Consider the following 22,865-nt stretch of genomic DNA (forward strand, 5'->3'; position numbering starts at 1 on the left):
GAGAGAGCCCCCCATGGCACGACGCGGAATCCTCGGACGGTCCCGCCGCGAGTACAAGCTGCCCGAGCCCCACCCCTCGGGCGCGCGGCCGCCGAAGATCCCCGGTGAGCTCGTCCCGCAGCACGTGGCGATCGTCATGGACGGCAACGGACGCTGGGCGAAGGACCGCGGTCTGCCGCGCACCGAGGGCCACAAGGTCGGTGCGGAGCGCGTCCTGGACGTGCTGCAGGGGAGCATCGAGATGGGCGTGGGCGCGATCTCGCTGTACGCCTTCTCCACGGAGAACTGGAAGCGTTCTCCGGAGGAGGTGAAGTTCCTGATGAACTTCAACCGCGACTTCATCCGCAAGACCCGCGACCAGCTGGACGACCTCGGGGTGCGGGTGCGCTGGGTGGGCCGGATGCCCAAGCTGTGGAAGTCGGTCGCCAGGGAGCTGGAGATCTCCCAGGAGCAGACCAAGGACAACGACAAGCTCACCCTGAACTTCTGCATGAACTACGGCGGCCGTGCCGAGATCGCGGACGCGGCGCAGGCCCTCGCCGAGGACGTGAAGGCGGGCCGGCTCAACCCGGCGAAGGTCAACGAGAAGACCTTCGCGAAGTACCTGTACTACCCGGACATGCCGGACGTCGACCTCTTCCTGCGCCCGAGCGGCGAGCAGCGCACGTCCAACTACCTGATCTGGCAGAGCGCCTACGCCGAGATGGTCTTCCAGGACGTCCTGTGGCCGGACTTCGACCGGCGCGACCTGTGGCGGGCCTGCCTCGAATACGCCGGGCGCGACCGCCGCTTCGGCGGCGCGATCCCCAACGAGGAGCAGATCGCGAACAGTTAGAGCCGAGCGTGACAGGGCCCGCACCGTCGGACGGACGGTGCGGGCCCTCTCACGTACGTACCGTTACTTGCTCGCGCACTCCTGGCACGTGCCGAAGATCTCCACCGTGTGCGCCACGTTCACGAAGCCGTGCTCGGTGGCGATCGCCTCGGCCCACTTCTCGACCGCGGGGCCCTCCACCTCGACCGCCTTGCCGCAGACGCGGCAGACCAGGTGATGGTGGTGGTCGCCGGTGGAGCAGCGGCGGTAGACCGTCTCGCCCTCGTTGGTGCGCAGGGCGTCGACCTCACCGGCGTCGGCGAGGGACTGGAGGGTGCGGTAGACCGTGGTCAGACCGACCGAGTCGCCCTTGTGCTTGAGCATGTCGTGCAGCTCCTGCGCACTGCGGAACTCGTCCACGTCGTCGAGCGCCGCGGCCACCGCCGCACGCTGGCGGGTCGACCTGCCTCGAACCGGGGCTCCCACGGTTGCCTCCTCGCGTTGCGCTCTGGTCTGGGCCTGCCGGGCCATTGTGCCAGGTCGGGCAGGACGCAGGTCAGGTCTTGGCCATCGGCTGCGCCGGTACCGAGCACTCCGCGGGGTCGCCGGCCGCCTCCGCGGCGGCCACGGCCCGCGCTCTGCGCCTGGCCAGCGGTGTCGCGAGGACCGTGAGGACGATGAAGACACCGATGGTGAGCAGCACGATCGTCGCGCCCGGGGGCACGTCCTGGTAGTACGACGTGACGGTGCCGCCGAGCGTCACCGCGACGCCGATCGCCACCGCGACCACGAAGGTCACCGCGAAGCTCCGGGTGAGCTGCTGCGCGGCCGCGACCGGCACCACCATCAGCGCGGAGACCAGGAGCAGGCCCACGACCCGCATGGCGACGGTGACGGTGACCGCCGCGGTGACGGCGGTGAGCAGGTTCAGGGCCCGCACCGGCAGGCCGGTGACGCGCGCGAACTCCTCGTCCTGGCTGACCGCGAAGAGCTGGCGGCGCAGCCCGACCGTGACGAGAACCACAAAGGCGGCGAGCAGGCAGATCGCCGTGACGTCCTGCTCGGAAACCGTCGAGAGCGAGCCGAAGAGGTACGACTGGAGGTTCGCGTTCGAGCCGCCGGGGGCGAGGTTGATGAACATGACGCCGCCCGCCATGCCGCCGTAGAACAGCATCGCGAGCGCGATGTCGCCGCGCGTCTTGCCGTACCAGCGGATCAGCTCCATGATCACCGCGCCGACGATGGCGACCGCCGTCGCCATCCACACGGGCGACGTCGAGAGCAGGAAGCCGAGGCCGACGCCGGTCATCGCGACGTGGCCGATGCCGTCGCCCATCAGGGCCTGGCGGCGCTGGACGAGGTAGATGCCGACGGCGGGCGCGGTGATGCCGACCAGGACCGCGGCGAGCAGCGCGCGCTGCATGAAGGCGTAGTCGAGGAGTTCCATGGCTCTTGCGTCCTCAGGTGAGCAGGCCGGTACGGACCGGCTCCGCGTCGGCGGTGTGCGGGTGGACGTGGTCGTGGCCGGGCAGGGCGTGCTGGCCGACCGCCTTCGGGGGCGGGCCGTCGTGCATCACGCAGCCGTCGCGGAGCACCACGGCGCGGTCGATCAGCGGCTCCAGCGGGCCGAGTTCGTGCAGGACGAGCAGGACGGAGGCGCCCTGGGCGACCTGGTGGCGCAGGGTGTCGGCGAGGATCTCCTGGCTGGCGAGGTCGACGCCCGCCATCGGCTCGTCCATGATCAGGAGTTCCGGCTCGGAGGCCAGCGCGCGGGCGATGAGGACCCGCTGGTGCTGGCCGCCGGAGAGGGCGTTGACGGAGTCCTTGGCGCGGTCGGCGAGGCCGACGAGGCCGATGGCGCGGGCGACGGCCTCGCGGTCGGCCCTGCGCAGCACGCCGAGGCGGGCGCGGGAGAGCCGCCCGGAGGCGACGACCTCGCTGATCGTGGCGGGCACGCCGCCCGCGGCGGTGGTGCGCTGCGGGACGTACCCGACGCGGGCCCAGTCGCGGAAGCGGCGGCGCGGGGTGCCGAAGATCTCGACGTCGCCGCCGGTGACGGGGACCTGCCCTATGACGGTGCGCACGGCGGTGGACTTGCCCGAGCCGTTGGCGCCGAGGAGGGCGACGACCTCGCCGCGGCGCACGGTGAGGTCGATGCCGCGAAGGACGGGGCGCGAGCCGAGCTCGGCCGTCACCTTGCGCAGGGATATGACGGCGTCGCCGCTGCCTTCACCGGTGTCGGCGTTCTTGCTCATGGCGCGTGCCTCCGTAACCACAGGGGGTGTCACTTGGCGCCCAGGGCCTTCTGCAGGGCCTTGAGGTTGGACTCCATGACCTGGATGTAGTCGGTGCCCTTGGAGTCGTCGGTGATGCCCTCGACCGGGTCGAGCACATCGGTCTTCAGGCCGGCGTCCTTGGCGAGGGTCTGCGCCGTCTTGTCGCTGACGAGCGTCTCGTAGAAGACCGTGGTGACGCCGTCGGCCTTCGCCATCTTCTGGAGTTCCCTGATGCGCTTGTTGCTGGGCTCGGACTCGGGGTCGAGGCCGCTGATGGCCTCCTCGGTGAGGCCGTAGCGCTCGGCGAGGTAGCCGAAGGCGGCGTGGGTGGTGATGAAGACCTTGGAGTCGGTGTCCTTCAGGCCGTTCTTGAAGGACGTGTCCAGGCCACCGAGCTTCTTCACGAGCTTCGCGGTGTTCTTCTTGTACGTCGCCGCGTTGTCCGGGTCGGCCTTCTCCAGGGCCTTGCCGACGCCCTCGGCGACCTCGGCGTACTTCACGGGGTCGAGCCAGATGTGCGGGTCGGCGCCTTCGTGGGAGTGGTCGTGGTCGTGCCCGTCGTGCTCCGCGGCGTGCCCGCCGACCTCGTCGCCGTGCTTCTCCATGCCGGTGAGGGAGGCGGCGTCGACCTTGGTCCTGATGCCGGACTGGTCGATCGCGTCGTCGACGGCGGGCTGCAGGCCCTTGAGGTAGAGGGCGACGTCGGACTCCTCGAGGTCGCCGCGCTGCCTGGCGGAGACGTCGAGGTCGTGCGGCTCCTGGCCGGGCTCGGTGAGGCTGGTGACGGAGACGTGGTCACCGCCGATCTGCTCCGCCAGGTACTGCATGGGGTAGAACGACGCCACGACGTCCAGCTTGCCGTCCTTGTCGGCCGCGGTGGAGGTGGAGCAGGCGGTCAGCGCGGTGAGGCCGAGGGCCGTGGCGGCGGCAAGGGCGGCGGTGGGTATGAGGCGTCGTACGTTCATGACACTCATTTTCAACAAAAGTGGAAACGATTGTCAACAAGGCCTCGGTGAGGGTGCGTGCGGGGAACCGATTTGATTAGGGGGGTAAGGCCGCCGGTAACCTGAAGCATTCGCTCCCGAAGCCGCTGCCCCGGCAGCACTTGCTTCGTCCGCCGTCGTAATGAAGAGAGCACCGTGGCCGCCGACAAGATCGACACCATCGTCAGCCTGAGCAAGCGCCGTGGCTTCGTTTTTCCCTGCAGTGAGATCTACGGCGGACAGCGCGCCGCCTGGGACTACGGACCGCTGGGCGTCGAGCTGAAGGAGAACCTCAAGCGCCAGTGGTGGCGCTACATGGTCACCTCGCGCGAGGACGTCGTCGGCATCGACTCGTCGGTGATCCTGGCCAGCGAAGTCTGGCAGGCCTCCGGCCACGTCGCGACCTTCTCCGACCCGCTCACCGAGTGCCTCTCCTGTCACAAGCGCCACCGCGCCGACCACCTGGAAGAGGCCTACGAGGCCAAGCACAACCGCCCGCCGGCCAACGGCCTCGCGGACGTCAACTGCCCCAACTGCGGCACCAAGGGCCAGTTCACCGAGCCCAAGCAGTTCTCCGGCATGCTCGCCACGCACCTCGGCCCGACCCAGGACAGCGGCTCCGTCGCCTACCTGCGCCCCGAGACCGCGCAGGGCATCTTCACCAACTTCGCCCAGGTCCAGCAGACTTCGCGCCGCAAGCCGCCGTTCGGCATCGCGCAGACGGGCAAGTCCTTCCGCAACGAGATCACGCCCGGCAACTTCATCTTCCGGACCCGCGAGTTCGAGCAGATGGAGATGGAGTTCTTCGTCAAGCCGGGCGAGGACGAGCAGTGGCAGGAATACTGGATGGAGCAGCGCTGGAACTGGTACACCGGCCTGGGCCTGCGCGAGGAGAACATGCGGTGGTACGAGCACCCGAAGGAGAAGCTCTCCCACTACTCCAAGCGCACCGCTGACATCGAGTACCGCTTCCGCTTCGGCGGCAGCGAGTGGGGCGAGCTGGAAGGCGTCGCCAACCGCACGGACTACGACCTGACGGCGCACTCCAAGGCGTCCGGCCAGGACCTGTCGTACTTCGACCAGGAAGCCGGCGAGCGCTACACCCCGTACGTCATCGAGCCCGCGGCCGGTCTCGGCCGCACCATGCTCGCCTTCCTCCTCGACTCCTACTTCGAGGACGAGGCGCCCAACGCCAAGGGCAAGATGGAGAAGCGCACGGTCCTGCGCTTCGACCACCGCATCGCCCCGGTGAAGGTCGCGGTCCTGCCGCTGTCCCGCAACCCGGAGCTGTCGCCGAAGGCGAAGGGCCTGGCCGCCGCCCTGCGGCAGAACTGGAACATCGACTTCGACGACGCGGGTGCCATCGGCCGCCGCTACCGCCGCCAGGACGAGATCGGCACGCCGTACTGCGTGACGGTCGACTTCGACACCCTCGACGACAACGCCGTGACGGTGCGCGAGCGCGACACGATGAAGCAGGAGCGCGTCTCCCTCGACCAGATCGAGGGCTACCTCGCCACGCGCCTCGTGGGCTGCTGACGCTTCTACGTTCTCGGCGTGAACGCCGTAGGAGGCCCCCGGTTCCGGGTTATGGAACCGGGGGCCTCCGTGCACACTGAGGCCCATACCTCCAACGACCACGAGCAGGGTAAGACGATGGGACCACCACGGGCGCGAGCACGTCGTCGAGGTCCAGAAGGCGGGCATGCAGCGGCAGTTGAGCTGCGGGACCTGCGGGTGGCACAGGAAGGCGCAGTTCCTGCCGTGGCTCAAGGCGGAGGAGCACCTGGCCCAGGAGCATCAGGCCACGGTGGATCCGGCGGCCCCCGCGTCGTAGAGGTCAGCGAGGGGCCAGGACCAGGACGGCGGCGTCCTGCGGGCGCGGGGCGAGCAGGAGGGTCATGCCGTAGGGGCGGGCCTGACCGGACCCCTCCGGGGTGAGCGCCACCGTCCGTGGGGCGAAGTCGCCGACCGAGCGGCAGTCCCACCAGGGCGCCAGGTTCCAGGCGAGGACGTCCAGGGCGGGGCCGAGGAGCAGGGCCGGGCTGTCGGGCCAGCCGTCGAGCACGGCCCGCAGCCCGGGGTCGTACGACGCCTCGTCGCCGCCCGGTGCCTCGTCCTTGTCCGGGGCCCCGCCGTGGTCCGGTGGCTCGTCGCCGTCCGGGGCCGGGGCGAAGCCGGCGAGGGCCAGCGCGTGCCGGTGGGCGTCGGCGTCGAGCAGCAGGGTCCGGGCGACGGCGTCGAGGACCTGCCGGGAGGTGTCGACGCGGCCCTGCTCCAGCCACGACGACTCGACCGACCTCACCGAACCCCGCCCGTTCATCCGCGTCTATACGGGCCCCGGCACGCTGGACGCGCTCGCGGCCTCCTACGAACGGCTGCTCGGCACGGAACGCGACATGTGGTTCACGTACCCGGAGAAGCACCTCACGCTCGCGGCGGTCGGCGCCTTCCCTCGTCCGGTCGAGTTCCAGAGCCGGTCGGGGGGGTCAAAGACAGGCTCTCAGTCCTCGCCCTGGGACCACGCGGCCACCGGCAGGGACAGATAGACGCCGAAGTCGTCGCACCCGGTGGCGGTGCGGACGCCGTCGTGCAGCTGGTCCACCCGCTCCTGCCGGTTGCAGGATCGGCTCTCGAACCACTTCGACCGCACCTCGATCACGAAGTCCAGACCGCTGCGGTCCCACGGCCCGAGCTCCCGGAACCGCAACTCCACGTCCCCCGGCCGCAGATCCCCGTCGTACGGCTCCTCGGGGCACTCCACCGCCAGGGACACCAGGTGGGGGAGGGCCGAACCGAGTGCGCGGAGGGTTTCCCCGGGGACGTGGGGCGCGTAGGTGATCTCGACGAGCGGCATCGGATCACCTTACCCAGCGCCCCCAGCGCCCTGACGCGGGCCTCGGGGGCGCGGGCCCTACGGGCGCAGGCCCCGCAGCGTCAGGTCGAGCACCGCCGCGAACGCGTCCTCGATGCCGGGGCGCGACCAGTGTGCGGCATAGGCCGGGTCGTGGAAGCGGGACGTGGCGTCGAAGACCGCGCGGGCCGTGACGGCGGGGGCCTCGGACGTGAAGTCGCCGCTGTCCACGCCCTGTTGGACGATGGCCGTCAGCTGCCCCGTGAGGTCGGCGATGTGGTCGTCCACCACGTCGCTGTTCTCGTCGACAAGCACCGAGTACGTGGCGAACAGTTCGGGGTCGTCCCCCGCCTTGTGCTGCTTGGCCTCGAAGAGGCCCACGAGCCAGTGGCGGAGCTTCTCCTCGGGGGGCTCGGCGCCGGTGACGACCGCCGAGAGCGTCTGCGACGTACGGTCCAGCCAGCGCCGCGTCACTGCCCCGCGCAGCTCCGTCTTCGTACGGAAGTGGCGGTACACCGTGCCGTGGCTCACGCCGAGGGCGCGGGCCACGTCGACCACCGTGGCCTTGGCCGCGCCGTGCCGGCGCAGCACCTCCTCGGTCGCTTCGAGGATGCGCTCGGGGGTCAGGGGAGCCGCGGTTGCCATGGCACAGACCGTACCCGTGGGCGGCTCAGTGCTCGCTGTCGAGGTGTGCCATCTGCGCTTCCGGGTAGCGCGCGCCGGCCGCCGCGTCCGCGGGCACGGCCGCCTCGATCGCCGCGAGGTCCGCGTCGTCGAGCGTCACGTCGAGAGCGCCGAGCGCCTCGTCGAGCCGGTCCCGGCGGCGCGCGCCGACCAGCGGCACGATGGCCGCGTCGCGGCGGTTGCCCTGTGCGAGCACCCAGGCGATGGCGGTCTGCGCGACGCTGACGCCCTTCTGGTCGGCGATCTTCCGCAGGGCGTCGACCAGGTCCAGGTTGCGGTCGAGGTTCTCGCCCTGGAAGCGGGGGCTCATCGAGCGGAAGTCGTTCGCGGCGAGCTGCCGGTCGCGGGTGAAGTGGCCGGAGATCAGGCCGCGCGAGAGCACGCCGTACGCCGTGACGCCGATGCCGAGCTCGGTGGCCGTCGGCAGGATCTCCGCCTCGATGCCGCGCGAGATGAGGGAGTACTCGATCTGCAGATCGGAGATGGGCGCCGTGGCCGCCGCCCGGCGGAGCGTGTCGGCGCCGACCTCGGAGAGGCCGATGTGCCGGACGTGCCCCTTCTCGACCAGCTCCGCGATGGCGCCCACCGTCTCCTCGACCGGGACGTCGGGGTCGAGGCGGGCGATGCGGTAGACGTCGATGTGGTCGACGCCGAGGCGCTGCAGCGAGTACGCGGCGAAGTTCCTGACCGCGGCCGGGCGGCCGTCATACCCCGACCAGCCGCCGTCCGGGTCGCGAAGGGCGCCGAACTTGACGCTGGTCAGCGCCTGTTCGCGGCGGGCGGCGGGGGCGGTGCGCAGGGCCTCGCCGATCAGCAGTTCGTTGTGGCCCATGGCGTAGAAGTCGCCGGTGTCCAGGAGGGTGACGCCCGCTTCGAGGGCCGCGTGGATCGTCGCGATGGACTCGGCGCGGTCCGCCTCTCCGTAGAGCGCGGACATGCCCATGCAGCCGAGGCCGATGGCGGAGGTACGGGGGCCGGTGGTTCCGAGAGTGAGAGTGCGCATGCGTCCACCATGGCATGACAGCTGACAGATATCAATATCTGTCAGCTGTCACTCGTTGGCTGTCACCCGTCAGGTGTCATGCCCGTGTCCCCGCCCGGGCGCGCGGCATCCCGGCGCCGCGGTGTTGGTGACCGGCGCCTTCACGAAGCCGAGGCCCAGACGGACGAGGACATGGCTGGCCAGCTGGGCCCGGGGATGTTCCCGGCCGCTCATGGGGCGGGCTTCAGAGCAGCGTCCGCGGCAGCCGCAGGCTCAGCAGGGCCAGGCAGAGCAGTCCCGCGAGCTGCACGCCGAGCGCGGTCACGAACGCGTCCCGCATGCCGAGGTCCGGCACGAGCGCCAGGAAGAGCGAGCCGACCGTCGCCACCCCCACGGCCAGGCACGACTGCTGCACGGTCGCGGCGAGACCGCTGCCCGCGCCCGCCCGCGCGGCGGGCACGGCCGCGAGCGCGACCCGGTAGTAGAGCGCGAGCTCGACGCCCTGCCCGGCCCCGCACAGCAACAGCCCCGGCGCGAGGGCGAGCGGCGTGAGCCCGGACCACGACGTCCACAGCACCGTCAGGCCGAGCACCGCGAGACCCACCGCGTGCACCAGCGCGGCCCGGGTCATCGCACGGGTGCCCCAGCGGCGCACCAGGCGCGGCACGAGCATCGACGCGGGGATCTGCGTCAGACCCATGGGGACCACCGTCAGGCCGGCCTGCAACGCCCCGTAGCGCAGCCCCTGTTGCAGCACGATCGCGAACCCGAACATGAAGCCGCTGAACCCGATGAAGATCGGCAGGCCGAGGGCCAGGCTCCGGCGCACGGCGGGTTCGCGGAGCAGTGACGGGGGCAGCAGCGGACTGCCGCCGGTGCGCTCGGCGCGGCTCTCCACGGCCCCGAACGCCCAGCCGAGCAGCGGGGTGGCCACCAGCAGGAGCACGGACCACAGCGGCCAGCCCGTCGCGCGCCCCTCGGTGAGGGGCAGCAGGAGCGCGGTCAGCGCCCCGGCGAACAGGACGGTGCCGAGGACGTCGCTCCGCGCGGGCCGCTCGGCACGGCTGTCCGGCACCGTGCGCACGCCGACCACCACGGCCGCGACGGCGATCGGCACGTTGACGAGGAACACCGCGCGCCAGCCGGTGCCGCCCAGGTCCGCGGCGACCAGGGCGCCGCCGAGTGCCTGGCCGAGCAGGCCCGCGACGCCGCTCACGGCGCCGTACAGGGCGACGGTCCGCGCCCGCCGCTCGCCCCGCGTCGTGGCGTGGATGGTGCCGAGGACCTGGGGCAGCATCAGCGCGGACGCGGCGCCCTGCGCCACGCGCGCCCCTACCAGCCACCACGCGCCGGGCGCGAGCCCGCAGGCCAGCGAGGTCAGGCCGAAGGCGGCCACGCCCCAGAGGAAGAGCCTGCGGCGCCCGTACGTGTCGCCGAGCCGGCCGCCGAGGACGAGCAGCACGGCGTACGCCACCGCATAGCCCGCGACGACCATCTCCAGGGTGGCGGGGGAGGCGTGCAGGTCGCGCTCGATGCTGGGCAGCGCGACGTTGACGACGAAGAAGTCGATGCTGGAGAGGGAGGCGCCGAGGAGGACGGTGAGGAGGGCGAGGGGGGTCAGGGCAGCGGGGGCGGCCGCCGTCTTTATGAGGGAGGTGTCGGACTTGGTGTCGGTGTCGGTGTCGGTAGCAGGGGTCACGGACACGACGATGTTCCGGCCCGCAGAGGGGTACCAGAGTCTTCTTATCCTGGTACCAGGCGAACCTGGAAACAGGCTGCGGGATGGCGCAGCCTTGAGGCGTGACCACGACCGCGAGCACGCCCTCGACCAGGCCTGCGACGACGACCACGCCCGCCCCCGCGCCGGTTCCCGCCCCGGCGGACACCGCTCCCGCGGGCTCCGGCGCCGACATCCGCAGACAGGAGCTCGCCGCCTTCCTCCGCAGCCGCCGCGAGCGCGTCACGCCCGAGCAGGTGGGCCTGCCCCGCGGCACCCGCCGCCGTACGCCGGGACTGCGCCGCGAGGAGGTCGCGCAGCTCGCCTGCGTGGGCGTCACCTGGTACACGTGGCTGGAGCAGGCGCGGTCCATCAAGGTGTCGGCGCAGGTCATCGACGCGATCGCCCGGGCCCTCCTGATGGACCCCAGCGAGCGCGCCCACCTCTTCGCGCTCGCCGGGGCCGTCGACCCCCGCCCCGAGGCGGAGTGCACCGCCCTCTCCGCCGAGGTCCGGCGCCTGCTCCGCCGCCTCGGCCCCTACCCGGCCACCGTGCAGAACGGCCGCTACGACGTCCTCGCCTACAACCGCTCCTGGACGCACGTCTTCGGCGACTTCGACGCGATGGCGCCCCGCGACCGCAACTGCCTCTGGCTCCTGGCCACCAGCGAGAGCTGGCGCGAGACGTTCATCGACCGCGACGAGATGCTGCGCGACCTGGTCGCCAAGTTCCGCGGCTCCATGGCCGAGCACGGCGCGGAACCGGCCTGGAGGGAGCTGCGCGACCGGCTGGCCGGGGTCTCCGCGGAGTTCCGCGAGCTGTGGGAGCGGCACGAGGTGGCGACCATGTCGCCGCACGTCAAGCGCTACCAGCACCCCCAGGTCGGCCTGCTCCGCCTGGAGCACCGGATGCTGTGGACGGCCCCGCTGATGCAGGCGTACCGCTTGATCGCGTACGTGCCCGCCGACGACGTGACGGAGGAGCGTCTGGAGCGCCTGGCGGAGCTGTCGGGGAGTGACGCCGGGGGAGTGCGGGACGGCTGCTCGCGGAGTGCGGGACGGCCGCCCGCGGAGTGAGGGACAATGAAGGGTCCTGTCGTACGTTCCGGAGATCATCGATGCCGTCCCAGCCGCAGCCCCTGTCGATCGGCCCGCACACCGTGCAGCCGCCCGTCGTGCTCGCCCCCATGGCGGGGATCACGAACGCGCCGTTCCGGACGCTGTGCCGGGAGTTCAGCGGAGGCAAGGGCCTCTTCGTCAGCGAGATGATCACCACGCGCGCCCTGGTCGAGCGCAACGAGAAGACCATGCAGCTGATCCACTTCGACGAGACCGAGAAGCCCCGGTCCATCCAGCTGTACGGAGTCGACCCCGCGACCGTCGGCAAGGCGGTCCGCATGATCGCCGAGGAGGACCTCGCCGACCACATCGACCTGAACTTCGGCTGCCCCGTCCCCAAGGTCACCCGCAAGGGCGGCGGCTCCGCGCTCCCGTACAAGCGCCCCCTGCTCCGCGCGATCCTGCGCGAGGCGGTCGCGGGCGCCGGTGACCTGCCGGTCACCATGAAGATGCGCAAGGGCATCAACGACGAGCACATCACCTTCCTCGACGCGGGCCGGATCGCCGTCGAGGAGGGCGTCACGGCGATCGCCCTGCACGGCCGCACCGCCGCCCAGCACTACGGCGGCACCGCCGACTGGGACGCCATCGCCCGCCTCAAGGAGCACGTCCCCGAGATCCCCGTGCTCGGCAACGGCGACATCTGGTCGGCCGCCGACGCGGTCCGCATGATGGACGAGACCGGCTGCGACGGCGTCGTCGTGGGCCGCGGCTGCCTCGGCCGCCCCTGGCTCTTCGGCGATCTGGTCGCCGCCTTCGAGGGCACGGGAGCCCCGCAGGCGCCGACCCTGCGCGAGGTCTCGAAGGTCATGCTCCGCCACGCGACCCTCCTCGGCGAGTGGATCGGCGACGAGGCGCGCGGTGTCATCGACTTCCGCAAGCACGTCGCGTGGTACCTGAAGGGCTTCGCGGTCGGCTCGGAGATGCGCAAGCGTCTCGCGATCACCTCCTCGCTCGCCGAACTGGAGGACGGGCTCGGCGAGTTGGACCTCGACCAGGCGTGGCCGGCGGGCGCCGACGGCCCGCGCGGCCGTACGTCGGGCAACAACCGCGTGGTCCTGCCGGACGGCTGGCTCAAGGACCCCTACGACTGCGCGGGCGTGAGCGAGGAAGCGGAACTGGACACGTCGGGCGGCTGAGCGCCGCTGCGCAGGCGGGGGTTCAGAGACAGGCTCTGAGCGCCCGCGCCGCCAGCCACGCCCTGGCCACGATGCCGGAGATCACCTGACGAGGGCCCGTACGAACCGGGGATGGCCCCGCACCGCCCCCGGCCATGCGTGATCATGGCCCGATGGACGCTCGTTTCGTTGGTATCCCGGATGTCCCCGCACTGGCCGAAGCCCCGTCCGTGGCGGTCGTGGTCGACGTCATGCGCGCCTTCACGGTGGCCGCCTGGGCGTTCGCCAGGGGTGCGGAGAAGATCGTGCTCGCCGGGTCGCTGGACGAGGCCCTGGCGCTCAAGGCCCGCCACCCGGACTGGGTGACGCTCAAGGACGGCCCGCCCGCGCCGGGGTTCGACGCGGTCAACTCGCCGGGCCTGCTGCGCTCCGCCGACCTCGGCGGACGGACCGTCGTGCAGAAGACCACGGCAGGTACGGTCGGCGCGCTGGCGGTCAGGGACGCGTCGCTGGTCCTGTGCGCGGGTTTCGTGGTGGCGGAGGCGACGGCCCGGCTCCTGCGGGCCCGCGGGTGCGAGGACGTCACGTTCGTGGTCACCGGCGAGGACGGCCGGGCCGACGAGGACCTGGCGTGCGCCCAGTACATAGCCCGCAGGGCCGCAGGCGCCCCGACGGACGCGGCCGACTTCCTCCACCGCGCCGCCGGTTCGCGCGCCGCCACCGAACTGGCCACGGGGGTACGCCAGGGAGCCCACCCCGACGACGTCGCGCTCTGCCTCGAACTCGACCGCTTCCCCTTCGCCATGGTGGCGACCCCCGAGGACTCGCTCATGATCCTGCGGAGGTGGGGCGCGGGCCCCCCGACGACCGGGGGCGGCCGGGCCCGATGACGCACAAAGGGACAGCACCCCCGCACAGGGTGTACGGGCCGACCTCCTGACCTGGGAAGTCGGCCCAGCCCGCACCCCTGAGGGCACATTCAGGGCACTCAGTTGAGAGCCACCTCCATCATGTCGGCGGTCTCGTCGACGTCTGCCTCCCACAGATGGGTGTAGACGTTGAGCGTGATCGACGGCTTTGCGTGACCGAGGCGCTTCTGAACCTGCTTCGGCGTCGCGCCGTTCTTAATCAGCACCGACGCGTAGAAGTGCCGCAGGTCGTGAAGCGTCGTGTCCTCCGGAACCCGCACCTTGCTGCCGGACTTCTCCAAGTAGGCGTTCGCCCGCTTGACGTTGCGCGCCCAGACCCTGGTCCAGGTACTGCGCCTGATCGCACCCCCTTGCTCGTTGGTGTACAGCAGACGGGCATGACGCCACACGGGCTTACGCGGGTTCGTTCGGTCCTCGATGTACACAACCCGTGGCGGGAATCGCTCCCGGTGCCGCGCGATCTCGTCGACGACTGAACGTCCTTGAGGGACGGACCTGTAGCTCTGCTTGGTCTTCGGCTCTCCGAGGTACGGCACCCCTTTGTCGGGACCAACTAGCTGCTGTTTCACCGTGACGGTCTCCGTCGGCGTCTCATCCTCCAGACCAAACAGCTCCCCCTGTCGCAGTCCTGTGGCGGCGGCCTGCTTGACCAGCGCTCGATAGCGGGGCGACGCCGTGACGATCAGCGCCTTCGCAGCGTCAGGGTGGAGAGGATGGATCTCCGGATAGAAGATCTCAGGAGGCTTCAGCCCCTCCCAGGGGTATTTCGGGATGATGCCTTCCTGGTGAGCCATCTTCAGGATGCTCGTACAGACATTCCAGGGCGTCGCAAAGGTCGAGGGGCCGATGACCGCAGACCGATCTTTGATCCACCTCTGGCCGTCTGCCCGCTGGATGCTGCCGATCTGCCGGTTACCGAACGTCGGGTAGATGTGAAGCCGTAGCGCCCGCTCGACATTCGTCACGGTCCGCTCGCGGTGCACGGCCGTCTCCCGCCAGCGCTCAGCGACAGCCCTGAACTTCTGCTTGCCAAGCTCCCGGTTCACGAACGTGCCACCGTCGAGTTCCGTCTTCACCTTGGCAGCCCGCGAGTCCGCGGCCGTCTTCTTCTCGAAGTTCTCCTTGCACTGCTTGCCGGACAGATCCCGGTAGCGCACCTGCCAGCGCTTCCCGACTCCGTGAGCTGTGCTCGGGTACACGGTTGCCGTCTTGGTGCTGTGCGCCGCGCACGGTTCGCCGTCGGCCGGCGGTCGGGACAGGTGCCAGCGGTCATACACGTCAGCCATCTGTCCCCCTCCCCCCAGGGCAAGCCGAATCCTGCATGGAGCGGCTTGCCCTGAAGTGGGGTTCGTGGCCCTCTCGGGTCATGCTGCGCATCGGCCTCCGATCTCTTCAGCGTCGTATTTGTCGAGCGCTTCGGCGTCGTACAGAACATGTCGACCGCGCCTGATGAAGCACTGCGGACCCGTTCCGGCGTAGCGCCAATACCGGACGGTTGAGGGCGACGTCCGGTAGCGTTCGGCGACTTCCGCAGTCGTCAGGTACTTCCTCATGACGTCCCTCCTGTGGCGAGCGACAGTCGCGCAGTCGCTGCCTGGGATTGGTTTCCTGAGCGAGCGCCGCCGCACAAACCGCAAAATCCGCAGAAACAGTGCGGGTGGCCGATGACCTGCGGTGATGCGTTGCGCGGCTGTCGGCGGGGGCGCCCCGCAGAAATCCGCGATATTCCGCAAAAATCACAGGCACAGCCCGGACAGCACGGGCGGGTGATCCGGTCCCGGATTTTTGCGGAATATTGCGGGATTGTGCGGCAGGGCCTCGTGGAGAGAGGCGCGAGGCCCCACCGCAGCTCAGCGGGCATGCCGAGGGTTATTGCGGATTTTGCGGTTTGTGCGGGTGGGGTCGTGCCGCTGCGGGCCGTCACGTGACCTCCCGCAGGGCCGGGTGGAGTCGGTAGCGGGGCGCGGGCGGTCGTCCACGGCCCCCGGTGCGCTCGGGTTGGTAGCTGCGGAGGTATCCGTGCTCTTCGAGCAGCGCGGTGGCCGGTTCGAGATCGGCGACGTTGGGGAACTCGCTGCGGGAGAGCTTGGTGAACAGGTCCCGTCGGCTGACGTCCTCCCAGCCGCCCGCGCGCAGCGCTTCGAGTACAGCGCGGGCGCGGGCGACGGTGGGGTCGGCGCCCATGACGTCGAAGACGGCGAGCGCGTGGGCGGCGAAGTACTCCCCCAGCGTGATCGCGTTGCGCATGGTGGTCTCGGTGACCGGCGTGGTGTGGCCACGGTCGAGGTGTTCTGCCAGGTGCAGGAGCGCGGCCATGCGGGCGACGGCTCCGGCGAGTTTGCCCGCCCAGTTGGAGATGTGCCCCAACGCTCCGCCACGGGCTTTGAGTTGGGGCTCTACGCGCTTCTGGTAGCCGATGAGGGCTTGATCTGCCTCGGGGCTGAGCTGGATGACCGCCGGGTCGGTCCACTCCGCCAGGGACAGCGTGAGCGCGATGACATTGCGCTCGTAGGTCGCTCGGGTCTCCCCGGGGATCGGGTCGGTGATGATCTCCCGCTCTCCCACGAGGGAGGTGGGCAGCGAGTACAGGAAGCGCGCCAGCAACCCGCGTCCATCGAACCCCTTCACCTTGGCGATGTCGCGCAGCACGTCGGGCTGTACGGCCAGGCCGATGGTGAGCGCGGGGTGATCGATGTACTCGCGACGGGTCTGCCGATTAACCCGCAGCCGGTCCCCGGCATGGCCTTTGAGGAAGACCTCCATGTTCGGGGCCCCGGAGTAGCGTCCCGCGATGATGTCGAAGATGCCGCCCTCGGCCGACATGACCGCCAGCCGCCCGCCCTGCTCGGCAATGAGCGAGGTGACCGTCTCAGAGGTGGAGTCGTCCGCCAGAAGCAGCGGTTCAACCGGCACGGCCACCGATTCGGCGGTCTGCGCGAGCCCGATGGCCTCGGCCACCAGTTCCTCGCGCTTGCCGCCCTCGGCGTTCACGGCCTTGGCTGCGGCCTTGTCGGCTGCTTCCTTGGCCAGGCGCGCGGTCAGGGCCGCTTCGACGATGGCGGGAGCCATGGCCTTCTTGAGCTGCTCTTCCGCCTCGTACAGCGGGTCAGTCAGCAGCGCGAAAACGGCTGACTTGCGGTTAGCCGGGGGCAGCGCGCACACCACGAACAGGTTCGTGGGCTCACGCCAGTTGCCCCGCACATGCACGACCGCACGCCCGCCGGACGCGGTCGCCAGCGTCGACAGGGCCACAGAGCCCGCCAGGTCGACGGGCGTCTGGGTCTCCTCCGCGACCGCTGCCACGAACTCCCGCAGCCAGGCGGGGAAGACGTGCGCGGGGAAGGCGGGAAGCTCACGCCGCCCGGTGAGCGGGATGGGTTCTTCCCACGGGGTTTCGGTGGGCGCCGGTTCGTCGGTGAGGTCCTGCCCGGCCCACAGGTCGGTGTCCACAGGCTGTGCGCTCATGAGGTCCTCCCGTCCTGCGGGTCAGAGCGAAGAGCTGAAAGGACGCCCTTGCGGGCGGCGACCTTCGCTACGCCATCGGCCGTCGGGGGGACGGCCGGTGAGGCGGCGAGGGGTGAACGGGTGGTGAGGGGAGGGCTTTTCAGGGCGGGGATGGGGGTGGCGCTCATGCCGTCCTCCGGGGCTGGCACGTGCGGATGGCCCAGTTCAGAGCGCTGCGCAGAGTGGCGCGGCACTGGGATGCCGGGAGCCCGGTGGACTCACCCGAGAGCTGAAAAGCCTGCTCCACCTCATGGCGGGGGATGTCGCCCCAGGCCACGAAGCGACCCATGGCGCGTGCGGCCTTGAACAGGGTCTCCTCCCGCTTGCCCTCCGGTGCAGCCTCAATGGCCGCGCGTTCACGGTCCAAGGCGACCTGCGCGCATCGGGTTCCGTGCCGGGGCACGTTGAGCACGAGGGGGCCTGCGGGCCGCTGGCGGGGCGTGAGAGCGTCCCGGAGCCAGCCGGGCAACGGGAGGACCGGCGCGGCATCGACGACCGCGTACGAGCCGGGCGGCGTGGCGCTGCCGGGGGCGACCACGTACCCGCCCCACGCACGGGTGTCGACCTTGGGCGCCAGCGTCTCCTTCGTGTTGTGCAGGCGCGCCCCGTCGGGGGCTGTGAAGTACAGGTGCTCTCCACCGCTGGCAGTCCGCACCCGATAGGTGGCGGGCACGGTCTGTCCGGCGCGCTCGCAGAGCGCCGCAAAGGTCGTCACGCCGCTAGGCGTGCCCTTCGGGTCTTTCGCCTTGGGCATGTCGAGATCGACGACGACCAGCCCGGAGGGGCCCGTGGCGATGCCGATGTTGAACGGGCGCATCGTCCATGCGGCGTGGATACGGGCGGGGTCACGGGTGGCGCGCTGCTCGAACTTGCGGTGCCCGTGGGCGCATTCGCCGGTACCGGGGCAGCGAGTCTCGCCGTGCAGCGCGGGCCGCTTATCACCGACGCGCAAGGGGAAGACGTACCAGCCGCGAGAGGTGGCCTGAAGCGCTGCGGAGAGCAGCGCGGGAGTGCGGGCAGGTGTCATGCTGGGGGTCTCCTGTTTCTCTCGAAGGGACGGAGAGCCGAGGCGGTCGCGGTCTTTGGTGAGAGGCGACCGCCTCGGGCACAGCTACTGGCTCTTGGCCCACGCGGCGTACTCGCGCCGCACGTAGTTGCGCGGGTCGATCTCGTCTGCTGCGTCGCGGTCCATCAGGTAGAGCGCGGCGGCGTCGGCAACGTCCGCGGCCCCCGCGTGCAGGGTGGTGGGGTCGTCCTCAAGTGAGATGCGGTCCAGGACTGCGGCCTTGCGCAGGAAGAACTCCCGCTCCAGTTCGGCGAACTCGGTCTCGGCGAGGTGCTGCTCGCCCGTGGCAACGGTGCGTGCGTTGCGTGCCACCCAGCCGATCTCGTCGACGATGCTGGGTGCGTCCGCGTAGGCCTGCTCCGGCGTGGGCCAGTCGTCCCGGTTGATCTCTGTGGCCTCGGTGGGCAGGTGGTCGGCATGCAGGTAGAGGCGGTGCTGTGTGCTGTCGCGGTTGGGGTGGACGGTCACGGTGCCCGTGGTGAAGGTGCGGTCCAGGGCGGCGACGACGTGGTCGGTGTCGGTGGGCTGGCAGATGACGCGGATCTCGAACACGGCTCAGTTCTCCTTGGTGACGTTGGCCGCAGGGAGCGCGGGCAGGCCCGCGTTCTCCAGGGCGATGGGGTCGTAGCCGGGCTGGGCGGCGCGGGTGAGCAGCGCAGTGGCGAGCTGCTCGGCATACGCCGCTCCGGCACGGGCGGACTCGATCTGTGCTCCGGCCCGCAGGGCTTCGACGCGTTCCACGTGGGCGTGCTCCTCGCGACGCCCACTCGTGTGCCACTCGTGGTCGAGGCGCTCGCGCCGGTCGGTGCGCCAGTAGCGGGCCGCGAGCCCGTAGGCGACGGCGGTGGTCAGCACCCACAGCAGGAGCGGCAGAGACAGGCCGTCGGAGTATCCGGCGACCCCGGCGAAGGCCAGGGCGCCGGAGGTGGCGAACGCGGCCCCGGCGATGACCGCGTCTCCGGCGAAGCCGACCGAGGCGAAAGTGCCGGCAGCGCCAGCGGCGAGGGAGAGTGCGGTCATCAGTACGGCGTTGCCGATGCTGTGTTCGGCGCCGTTGGCGTTCCAGATGCGGGCCAGGATCAGCACGGTGGAGGTGGCCAGGGCGGGCGCGGCCTTGGGAGCGATGATGGCCAGCCAGTGCCGGGCGAGGATCTGTTCGTTCATGGCCGTGCCTCCGCTCACAGGTCGGGGATGGCGTTGATGACTGCGGTGGTGAGTTCGTTGACGGGTCCGGCCGCGCTGGTGGAGGCGAGGAAGAACCCGAACATCACCGCGATGAACGCGGAGCCGTAGCCCAGGGACTTGCCGCGCAGGAGGAAGAACAGGATCAGTCCGTAGAGCAGGACAAGGGAGACGCTGATGGTCATCGGGTTATCCCTTCGAGGCAGGGGTGAAGGCGGGCTTGGCGTAGGGGGTGTCGGTGCCTGCGCGGTGGATGCGGGCGCACCGGTTGTAGAGCCAGCGGCCGACGCGTATCCGCTTGCCGGTGGCGTGGCAGCGGCGGCAGTCCTTGCCGCGCTTGAGCCGTCCCTTGCGGTTGGTTTTCATGGCGAAGCCCCAGCCGCGGCACTTGCGGCAGTTGCCGAACGGCGAGGCGACACACACAGAGACGTAACAGAACGTGACGCCGAGTGCGAGGGTGATAGCGAGCAGGGCAGGGGTCATCACGGGCCCTCCAAGGCGGGTTTCAGGGGTTTCCGCAGGTGGGCCGCTATCCGCTAGCGGCCTGATCAGAGCAGGTTTGGGGTGCTAGCGGGGCCGCTAACGTTAGCGGGGTGTGTCGCTAGCGCTAGCGGCCCCGAACACTCAGCTCGCGTCCCGCTTTCCGTCACGCTCCGCAATCGCGGTGGTGATGTGGGAGCGGTCGACGCCACGGCGGTTGACGACCTTGCCCTCCACCCGGCGGCCCACCTGGACGGTGGCGATGCCGTGCGGCTTGAGCGCGGCGTTCAGCGCTTCGGGGCCCCATCCCGCGTAGACCTCGGGCCGCAGCTCCGCCAGGCGGGTCACGATGGTCTCGGACCACAGCTTGGGTTCCTTGGCCGTGACCACGGCGAGGATGTCGGCGAGCAGGTCGTACGCGCTCACCGCCACTTCCGGCTCCTCACCCAGCGCGTGGCCGGAGAGCCTGCCCGCGTCCTCGCGGAGCTTGCGGGCGCGGGCGGCGATGCGGTCCGCGCCGGGGCCGTCCACGTAGACCGAGCCGACGATGCGGGCATCGGAGCCCTCGCCGACGAAGTAGTGGATGCCCTTGTCACCCCAGGCGAACATCGTGGCCCGCACCCCGCGCTTGTAGGCGGAGGTGCCCAGCACCATGTCGTTCTCCAGCTGGCCCATGACCTTCAGGCACCAGCGGGCTGAGGCGTTCGCGGAGATCCCGGTGGGCAGTGCCTTGGCGTCCGGCCGCTGGGTGGCGAGCAGGAGCACGATGCCGGTGGCCGGACCGCGCTTGACCAGGTCGGTGGCGATTTCCTCGAACTCGTCCTTGTGCTTGGGGTGTTCGAACAGCACCTGGCACTCATCCACCCCGATCACGATGGGGTGCAGCCCGAGTGAGGGCTTGTCGGCGAGTTCGCTGGTCACCTTCGACTCCGGGCAGATGTCCCGCGGCAGTGAGCGGATCACCTTGGTGCGGCGCCGCAGCTCCTCGCGCAGCGCGCGGAAGTCGTTGAGTGCGTAGGTGATGGCCTCGTCATCGTCGCCTGCCGCGTGGCGGTGGGAGACGGCGTTGCCCACCGGGTCAAGGTCGCCGGTGCCCTTCATGTCGTAGGTGTGCAGCTCAGCCCGCGAATCGAGCGCCGCAATCAGCAGCAGGAGACGCAGCAGGAAGGTCTTGCCCATGCGCGGGATGGCGCCGATGATCCCCGCGATATACATCAGGGTGACCTCGATCCAGCGTCCTCGCTGGTCGGTGCCGTAGGCGACCGGCTTGAACAGGTTCACCGAACCACTCGACATGAGCGGCCACTTGGGCTTCTTGGCGGTCGACATATCCTGATCACCGACCCACAGCACCAGACGCCCGGTGTGCTCGTCCGGTACGGCCTCGGGCCACACGCAGCCCAGCGGACGGCGCAGACCCGAGGCGAGCCGGTCACGGCGCTCGATCACGTCGGTGACCGTCACGCCGTAGGGCAGGTTGCCTTCCGCGCGCCAGCCCGGCCCGTCACGGGTGATCGGGGCAGTGAACTCGAAGCCGTCCCGCCCCTTGCCCTGTGCCTGGTTGATCGCGGGGATACCCAGCGCACCCAGCGCGCGCAGCACGATATCGCTGGTCAGCTTGGTTGCCTTGGGCAGCTCCACGGCCTTGTGGATGACCGGGTCATCCGCACGGCGGCCCGCGAAGCCGAGCGCCACTGTCACCGCACTGACCGAGATGGCCTGAAGCCAGGTCGGGGCGAGGACGTAGATGGCCAGCGCGGCACCGAGCCCGATGAACATCGACAGCACCGCGACCAGGGTGCGCAGCCGCACGCGGCCATCACGCTGCCGGGAGAGCTTGAGGTATTCGGCCGCGTCCTCACGGCGTACTGCGGCTTGGCGGACCGGTTCGCCCTCGCGGTCGGCGACCCAACGCAGCGTGCCGCCCACGAACTTCGCCGCTCCGGCCGGAGCTTGGAGGGTGAGGCGGGCGACGTAGATCGGTGAGCGCAGCGCGTGATAGCCCGTGGCGTGCGCGTAGTGGCTGGCCACCCACGCGGTGGCGGTCTTCAGTTCCGCCGTCGACCGCAGCCACTCCGGAACGACCGCGCGGCGCCGGGCGCCCCGCAGACGGCCCAGGTAGCCCGGACCGGCCGCTTTCGCGGTCGGCTGGTCGACCATGACCGGACGCTCTGAGTCGCCCGACTCGGTGGGCGGACCAGCCGGAACGGAGTCGGGGGTGGCCGACTCGGCACGGGCAGTGCGGGCCGCGTCGAGGTCGACGATCTCGCCGCCGGACTCGGTGGCCATCTCGGCTTCGAGCCGGTTGAACAGCTGGTTTTCGTCGTCGTGGTTCACTGAACGTTCCTCCCGTACACCGGGGTTGGAAGGGGTCCGGACGGCGCTTTGGTAGGCCGACCGTCCGGACCCCGCTGAGCGAAGTCGTGCGGGTCAAGCAGCAGTACGAGCGGGTGGGACGGCGGGTGCGAGGAAGCGGAGCGCGGCGAGAGCCTGGTGCGGGACCACGCCGTTGCCCAGCGCTTTGAGCTGTGCGGAGCGGGAGAGGCCGGGGACATCGGTGACGTGGCCGGCGGGAAGGCCCATGAGCCATTCGACGAAGGCGGGACTCAGCCTTCCCACAGCGTCAACTGGCCCGGGGGCAGCACGGCCGAGGACTTGCGCCCACGTTTCAACGGCTTCGGCGTACGGTCCCCACTCCACGACGGGGGCGCCTCGTCCAGGCTCTTCAGTTCCCTCGGCACCTGGCCGTTTGCCAACTTCACTGCCTGTTCCAGGCTCGGCGACGAGCTGGAGTTCAGGACCGCCGACCGACCCGTCCGGGCTGCTGCTGCCCGGGGCGTCGGCAGCAGTTCGCCCACCTCCGCCGCCAGGCACTTGCCGTGCGTGCCCGCTCGCTGCGATGGAGTGCGCCTGGTCTGCCGGTTCTCGTTCTCCGACGCGCGAGGGGTTGGCAGGAGCGAGACGACGTGGCGCAGGTTCATCCCGCCCTGCGCCGCGTGCCCCGGTCCGGTGTTCTCCGAGGTCGACGGGGTCGGCAGGAGTGAGCCCACGGCCGTCGGGAGCTGTCCTCTCTGCCCGCCCCCCTTCCAGTCCCTGGCTGCCGGTGTCGGCAGGCCAGGCGAGGACGAACAGTCGGTTGCGCTGGTGAGCCGCGCCCA

The 22,865-nt window shown here is 70.5% G+C and carries 25 protein-coding genes; 6 read left to right on the forward strand and 19 right to left on the reverse strand.

Annotated elements, in window-relative coordinates:
- Window positions 1-13 precede the first annotated feature (13 nt).
- Entirely contained in the window at window positions 14-835 is an 822-nt protein-coding gene (locus ACFVYL_RS11005; RefSeq protein WP_389714533.1) for an isoprenyl transferase, read from the forward strand.
- Window positions 836-898: 63 nt separating this feature from the next.
- Here the strand turns inward: ACFVYL_RS11005 and ACFVYL_RS11010 are convergent, their stop codons facing one another.
- Genes ACFVYL_RS11010 through ACFVYL_RS11025 form a run of 4 tightly spaced genes read right to left on the reverse strand, consistent with a single transcriptional unit; the run spans window position 899 to window position 4,055 of the window.
- Window positions 899-1,345 carry a Fur family transcriptional regulator gene (locus tag ACFVYL_RS11010; RefSeq protein WP_389714535.1) on the reverse strand — a complete coding sequence of 149 codons (447 nt, stop codon included), beginning with the start codon at window positions 1,343-1,345 and terminating at the stop codon, window positions 899-901.
- A 25-nt stretch (window positions 1,346-1,370) separates the two neighbouring features.
- Window positions 1,371-2,261, reverse strand: a complete 891-nt coding sequence (locus ACFVYL_RS11015) for a metal ABC transporter permease (protein WP_389714537.1) — start codon at window positions 2,259-2,261, stop codon at window positions 1,371-1,373.
- A gap of 13 nt (window positions 2,262-2,274) precedes the next feature.
- Complete coding sequence (locus ACFVYL_RS11020) at window positions 2,275-3,069, reverse strand: metal ABC transporter ATP-binding protein (RefSeq protein ID WP_389714539.1); 795 nt, start codon at window positions 3,067-3,069, stop codon at window positions 2,275-2,277.
- A gap of 29 nt (window positions 3,070-3,098) precedes the next feature.
- A complete protein-coding gene (locus tag ACFVYL_RS11025) occupies window positions 3,099-4,055 on the reverse strand; it encodes a metal ABC transporter substrate-binding protein (RefSeq protein ID WP_389714540.1) in 957 nt (318 codons plus the stop codon).
- A 174-nt stretch (window positions 4,056-4,229) separates the two neighbouring features.
- On the opposite strand from ACFVYL_RS11025, the gene ACFVYL_RS11030 reads away from it, so the two are divergent.
- Window positions 4,230-5,612 (forward strand): glycine--tRNA ligase, encoded by a 1,383-nt coding sequence (locus tag ACFVYL_RS11030; RefSeq protein ID WP_389714542.1) that lies wholly within the window; start codon window positions 4,230-4,232, stop codon window positions 5,610-5,612.
- 85 nt (window positions 5,613-5,697) lie between these two features.
- The gene (locus tag ACFVYL_RS11035; protein ID WP_389714702.1) at window positions 5,698-5,910 is read left to right on the forward strand and encodes a hypothetical protein; all 213 of its coding nucleotides are present in this window, start codon (window positions 5,698-5,700) and stop codon (window positions 5,908-5,910) included.
- A 3-nt stretch (window positions 5,911-5,913) separates the two neighbouring features.
- Here the strand turns inward: ACFVYL_RS11035 and ACFVYL_RS11040 are convergent, their stop codons facing one another.
- The 5 genes from ACFVYL_RS11040 to ACFVYL_RS11060 form a co-directional block, all read right to left on the reverse strand.
- Window positions 5,914-6,378: a hypothetical protein gene (locus ACFVYL_RS11040; protein WP_389714543.1), complete on the reverse strand. Its 465-nt coding sequence runs from the start codon at window positions 6,376-6,378 to the stop codon at window positions 5,914-5,916.
- 198 nt (window positions 6,379-6,576) lie between these two features.
- Window positions 6,577-6,930: a hypothetical protein gene (locus ACFVYL_RS11045; protein WP_389714545.1), complete on the reverse strand. Its 354-nt coding sequence runs from the start codon at window positions 6,928-6,930 to the stop codon at window positions 6,577-6,579.
- 57 nt (window positions 6,931-6,987) lie between these two features.
- Window positions 6,988-7,572 carry a TetR family transcriptional regulator gene (locus tag ACFVYL_RS11050; RefSeq protein WP_389714546.1) on the reverse strand — a complete coding sequence of 195 codons (585 nt, stop codon included), beginning with the start codon at window positions 7,570-7,572 and terminating at the stop codon, window positions 6,988-6,990.
- A 25-nt stretch (window positions 7,573-7,597) separates the two neighbouring features.
- Entirely contained in the window at window positions 7,598-8,614 is a 1,017-nt protein-coding gene (locus ACFVYL_RS11055) for an aldo/keto reductase (RefSeq protein WP_389714547.1), read from the reverse strand.
- 223 nt (window positions 8,615-8,837) lie between these two features.
- Complete coding sequence (locus tag ACFVYL_RS11060) at window positions 8,838-10,298, reverse strand: MFS transporter (RefSeq protein WP_389714549.1); 1,461 nt, start codon at window positions 10,296-10,298, stop codon at window positions 8,838-8,840.
- Between the two features lie 95 nt (window positions 10,299-10,393).
- Between ACFVYL_RS11060 and ACFVYL_RS11065 the strand changes: the two genes are divergently transcribed.
- The 3 genes from ACFVYL_RS11065 (at window position 10,394) to ACFVYL_RS11075 (ending at window position 13,436) form a co-directional block, all read left to right on the forward strand.
- Complete coding sequence (locus tag ACFVYL_RS11065; protein WP_389714550.1) at window positions 10,394-11,386, forward strand: helix-turn-helix transcriptional regulator; 993 nt, start codon at window positions 10,394-10,396, stop codon at window positions 11,384-11,386.
- A gap of 41 nt (window positions 11,387-11,427) precedes the next feature.
- The gene (dusB, locus tag ACFVYL_RS11070; RefSeq protein WP_389714551.1) at window positions 11,428-12,567 is read left to right on the forward strand and encodes a tRNA dihydrouridine synthase DusB; all 1,140 of its coding nucleotides are present in this window, start codon (window positions 11,428-11,430) and stop codon (window positions 12,565-12,567) included.
- A gap of 152 nt (window positions 12,568-12,719) precedes the next feature.
- Window positions 12,720-13,436: a 2-phosphosulfolactate phosphatase gene (locus ACFVYL_RS11075; protein ID WP_389714553.1), complete on the forward strand. Its 717-nt coding sequence runs from the start codon at window positions 12,720-12,722 to the stop codon at window positions 13,434-13,436.
- Between the two features lie 98 nt (window positions 13,437-13,534).
- On the opposite strand, the gene ACFVYL_RS11080 is transcribed toward ACFVYL_RS11075, so the two are convergent.
- From ACFVYL_RS11080 to ACFVYL_RS11125, 10 genes are all read right to left on the reverse strand, one after another.
- A complete protein-coding gene (locus ACFVYL_RS11080) occupies window positions 13,535-14,761 on the reverse strand; it encodes a tyrosine-type recombinase/integrase (RefSeq protein WP_389714555.1) in 1,227 nt (408 codons plus the stop codon).
- 78 nt (window positions 14,762-14,839) lie between these two features.
- Window positions 14,840-15,028 carry a helix-turn-helix domain-containing protein gene (locus tag ACFVYL_RS11085; protein WP_389714557.1) on the reverse strand — a complete coding sequence of 63 codons (189 nt, stop codon included), beginning with the start codon at window positions 15,026-15,028 and terminating at the stop codon, window positions 14,840-14,842.
- A 367-nt stretch (window positions 15,029-15,395) separates the two neighbouring features.
- Window positions 15,396-16,940 (reverse strand): YfjI family protein, encoded by a 1,545-nt coding sequence (locus ACFVYL_RS11090; protein ID WP_389714558.1) that lies wholly within the window; start codon window positions 16,938-16,940, stop codon window positions 15,396-15,398.
- Window positions 16,941-17,103: 163 nt separating this feature from the next.
- On the reverse strand, window positions 17,104-18,006 hold the full coding sequence (locus tag ACFVYL_RS11095) for a bifunctional DNA primase/polymerase (protein ID WP_389714559.1): 903 nt from the start codon (window positions 18,004-18,006) through the stop codon (window positions 17,104-17,106).
- A gap of 84 nt (window positions 18,007-18,090) precedes the next feature.
- Window positions 18,091-18,597 (reverse strand): hypothetical protein, encoded by a 507-nt coding sequence (locus ACFVYL_RS11100; RefSeq protein WP_389714561.1) that lies wholly within the window; start codon window positions 18,595-18,597, stop codon window positions 18,091-18,093.
- Between the two features lie 3 nt (window positions 18,598-18,600).
- Window positions 18,601-19,209 carry a hypothetical protein gene (locus ACFVYL_RS11105; protein ID WP_389714562.1) on the reverse strand — a complete coding sequence of 203 codons (609 nt, stop codon included), beginning with the start codon at window positions 19,207-19,209 and terminating at the stop codon, window positions 18,601-18,603.
- Window positions 19,210-19,223: 14 nt separating this feature from the next.
- Window positions 19,224-19,412: a hypothetical protein gene (locus ACFVYL_RS11110; RefSeq protein ID WP_389714564.1), complete on the reverse strand. Its 189-nt coding sequence runs from the start codon at window positions 19,410-19,412 to the stop codon at window positions 19,224-19,226.
- 4 nt (window positions 19,413-19,416) lie between these two features.
- A complete protein-coding gene (locus ACFVYL_RS11115) occupies window positions 19,417-19,710 on the reverse strand; it encodes a hypothetical protein (RefSeq protein ID WP_389714565.1) in 294 nt (97 codons plus the stop codon).
- Between the two features lie 141 nt (window positions 19,711-19,851).
- Entirely contained in the window at window positions 19,852-22,044 is a 2,193-nt protein-coding gene (locus ACFVYL_RS11120) for a cell division protein FtsK (protein WP_389714566.1), read from the reverse strand.
- 93 nt (window positions 22,045-22,137) lie between these two features.
- Window positions 22,138-22,326 (reverse strand): hypothetical protein, encoded by a 189-nt coding sequence (locus ACFVYL_RS11125; RefSeq protein ID WP_389714719.1) that lies wholly within the window; start codon window positions 22,324-22,326, stop codon window positions 22,138-22,140.
- Window positions 22,327-22,865 lie beyond the last annotated feature (539 nt).

Source organism: Streptomyces sp. NPDC058308 (assembly GCF_042880275.1).
Lineage (GTDB): Bacteria > Actinomycetota > Actinomycetes > Streptomycetales > Streptomycetaceae > Streptomyces.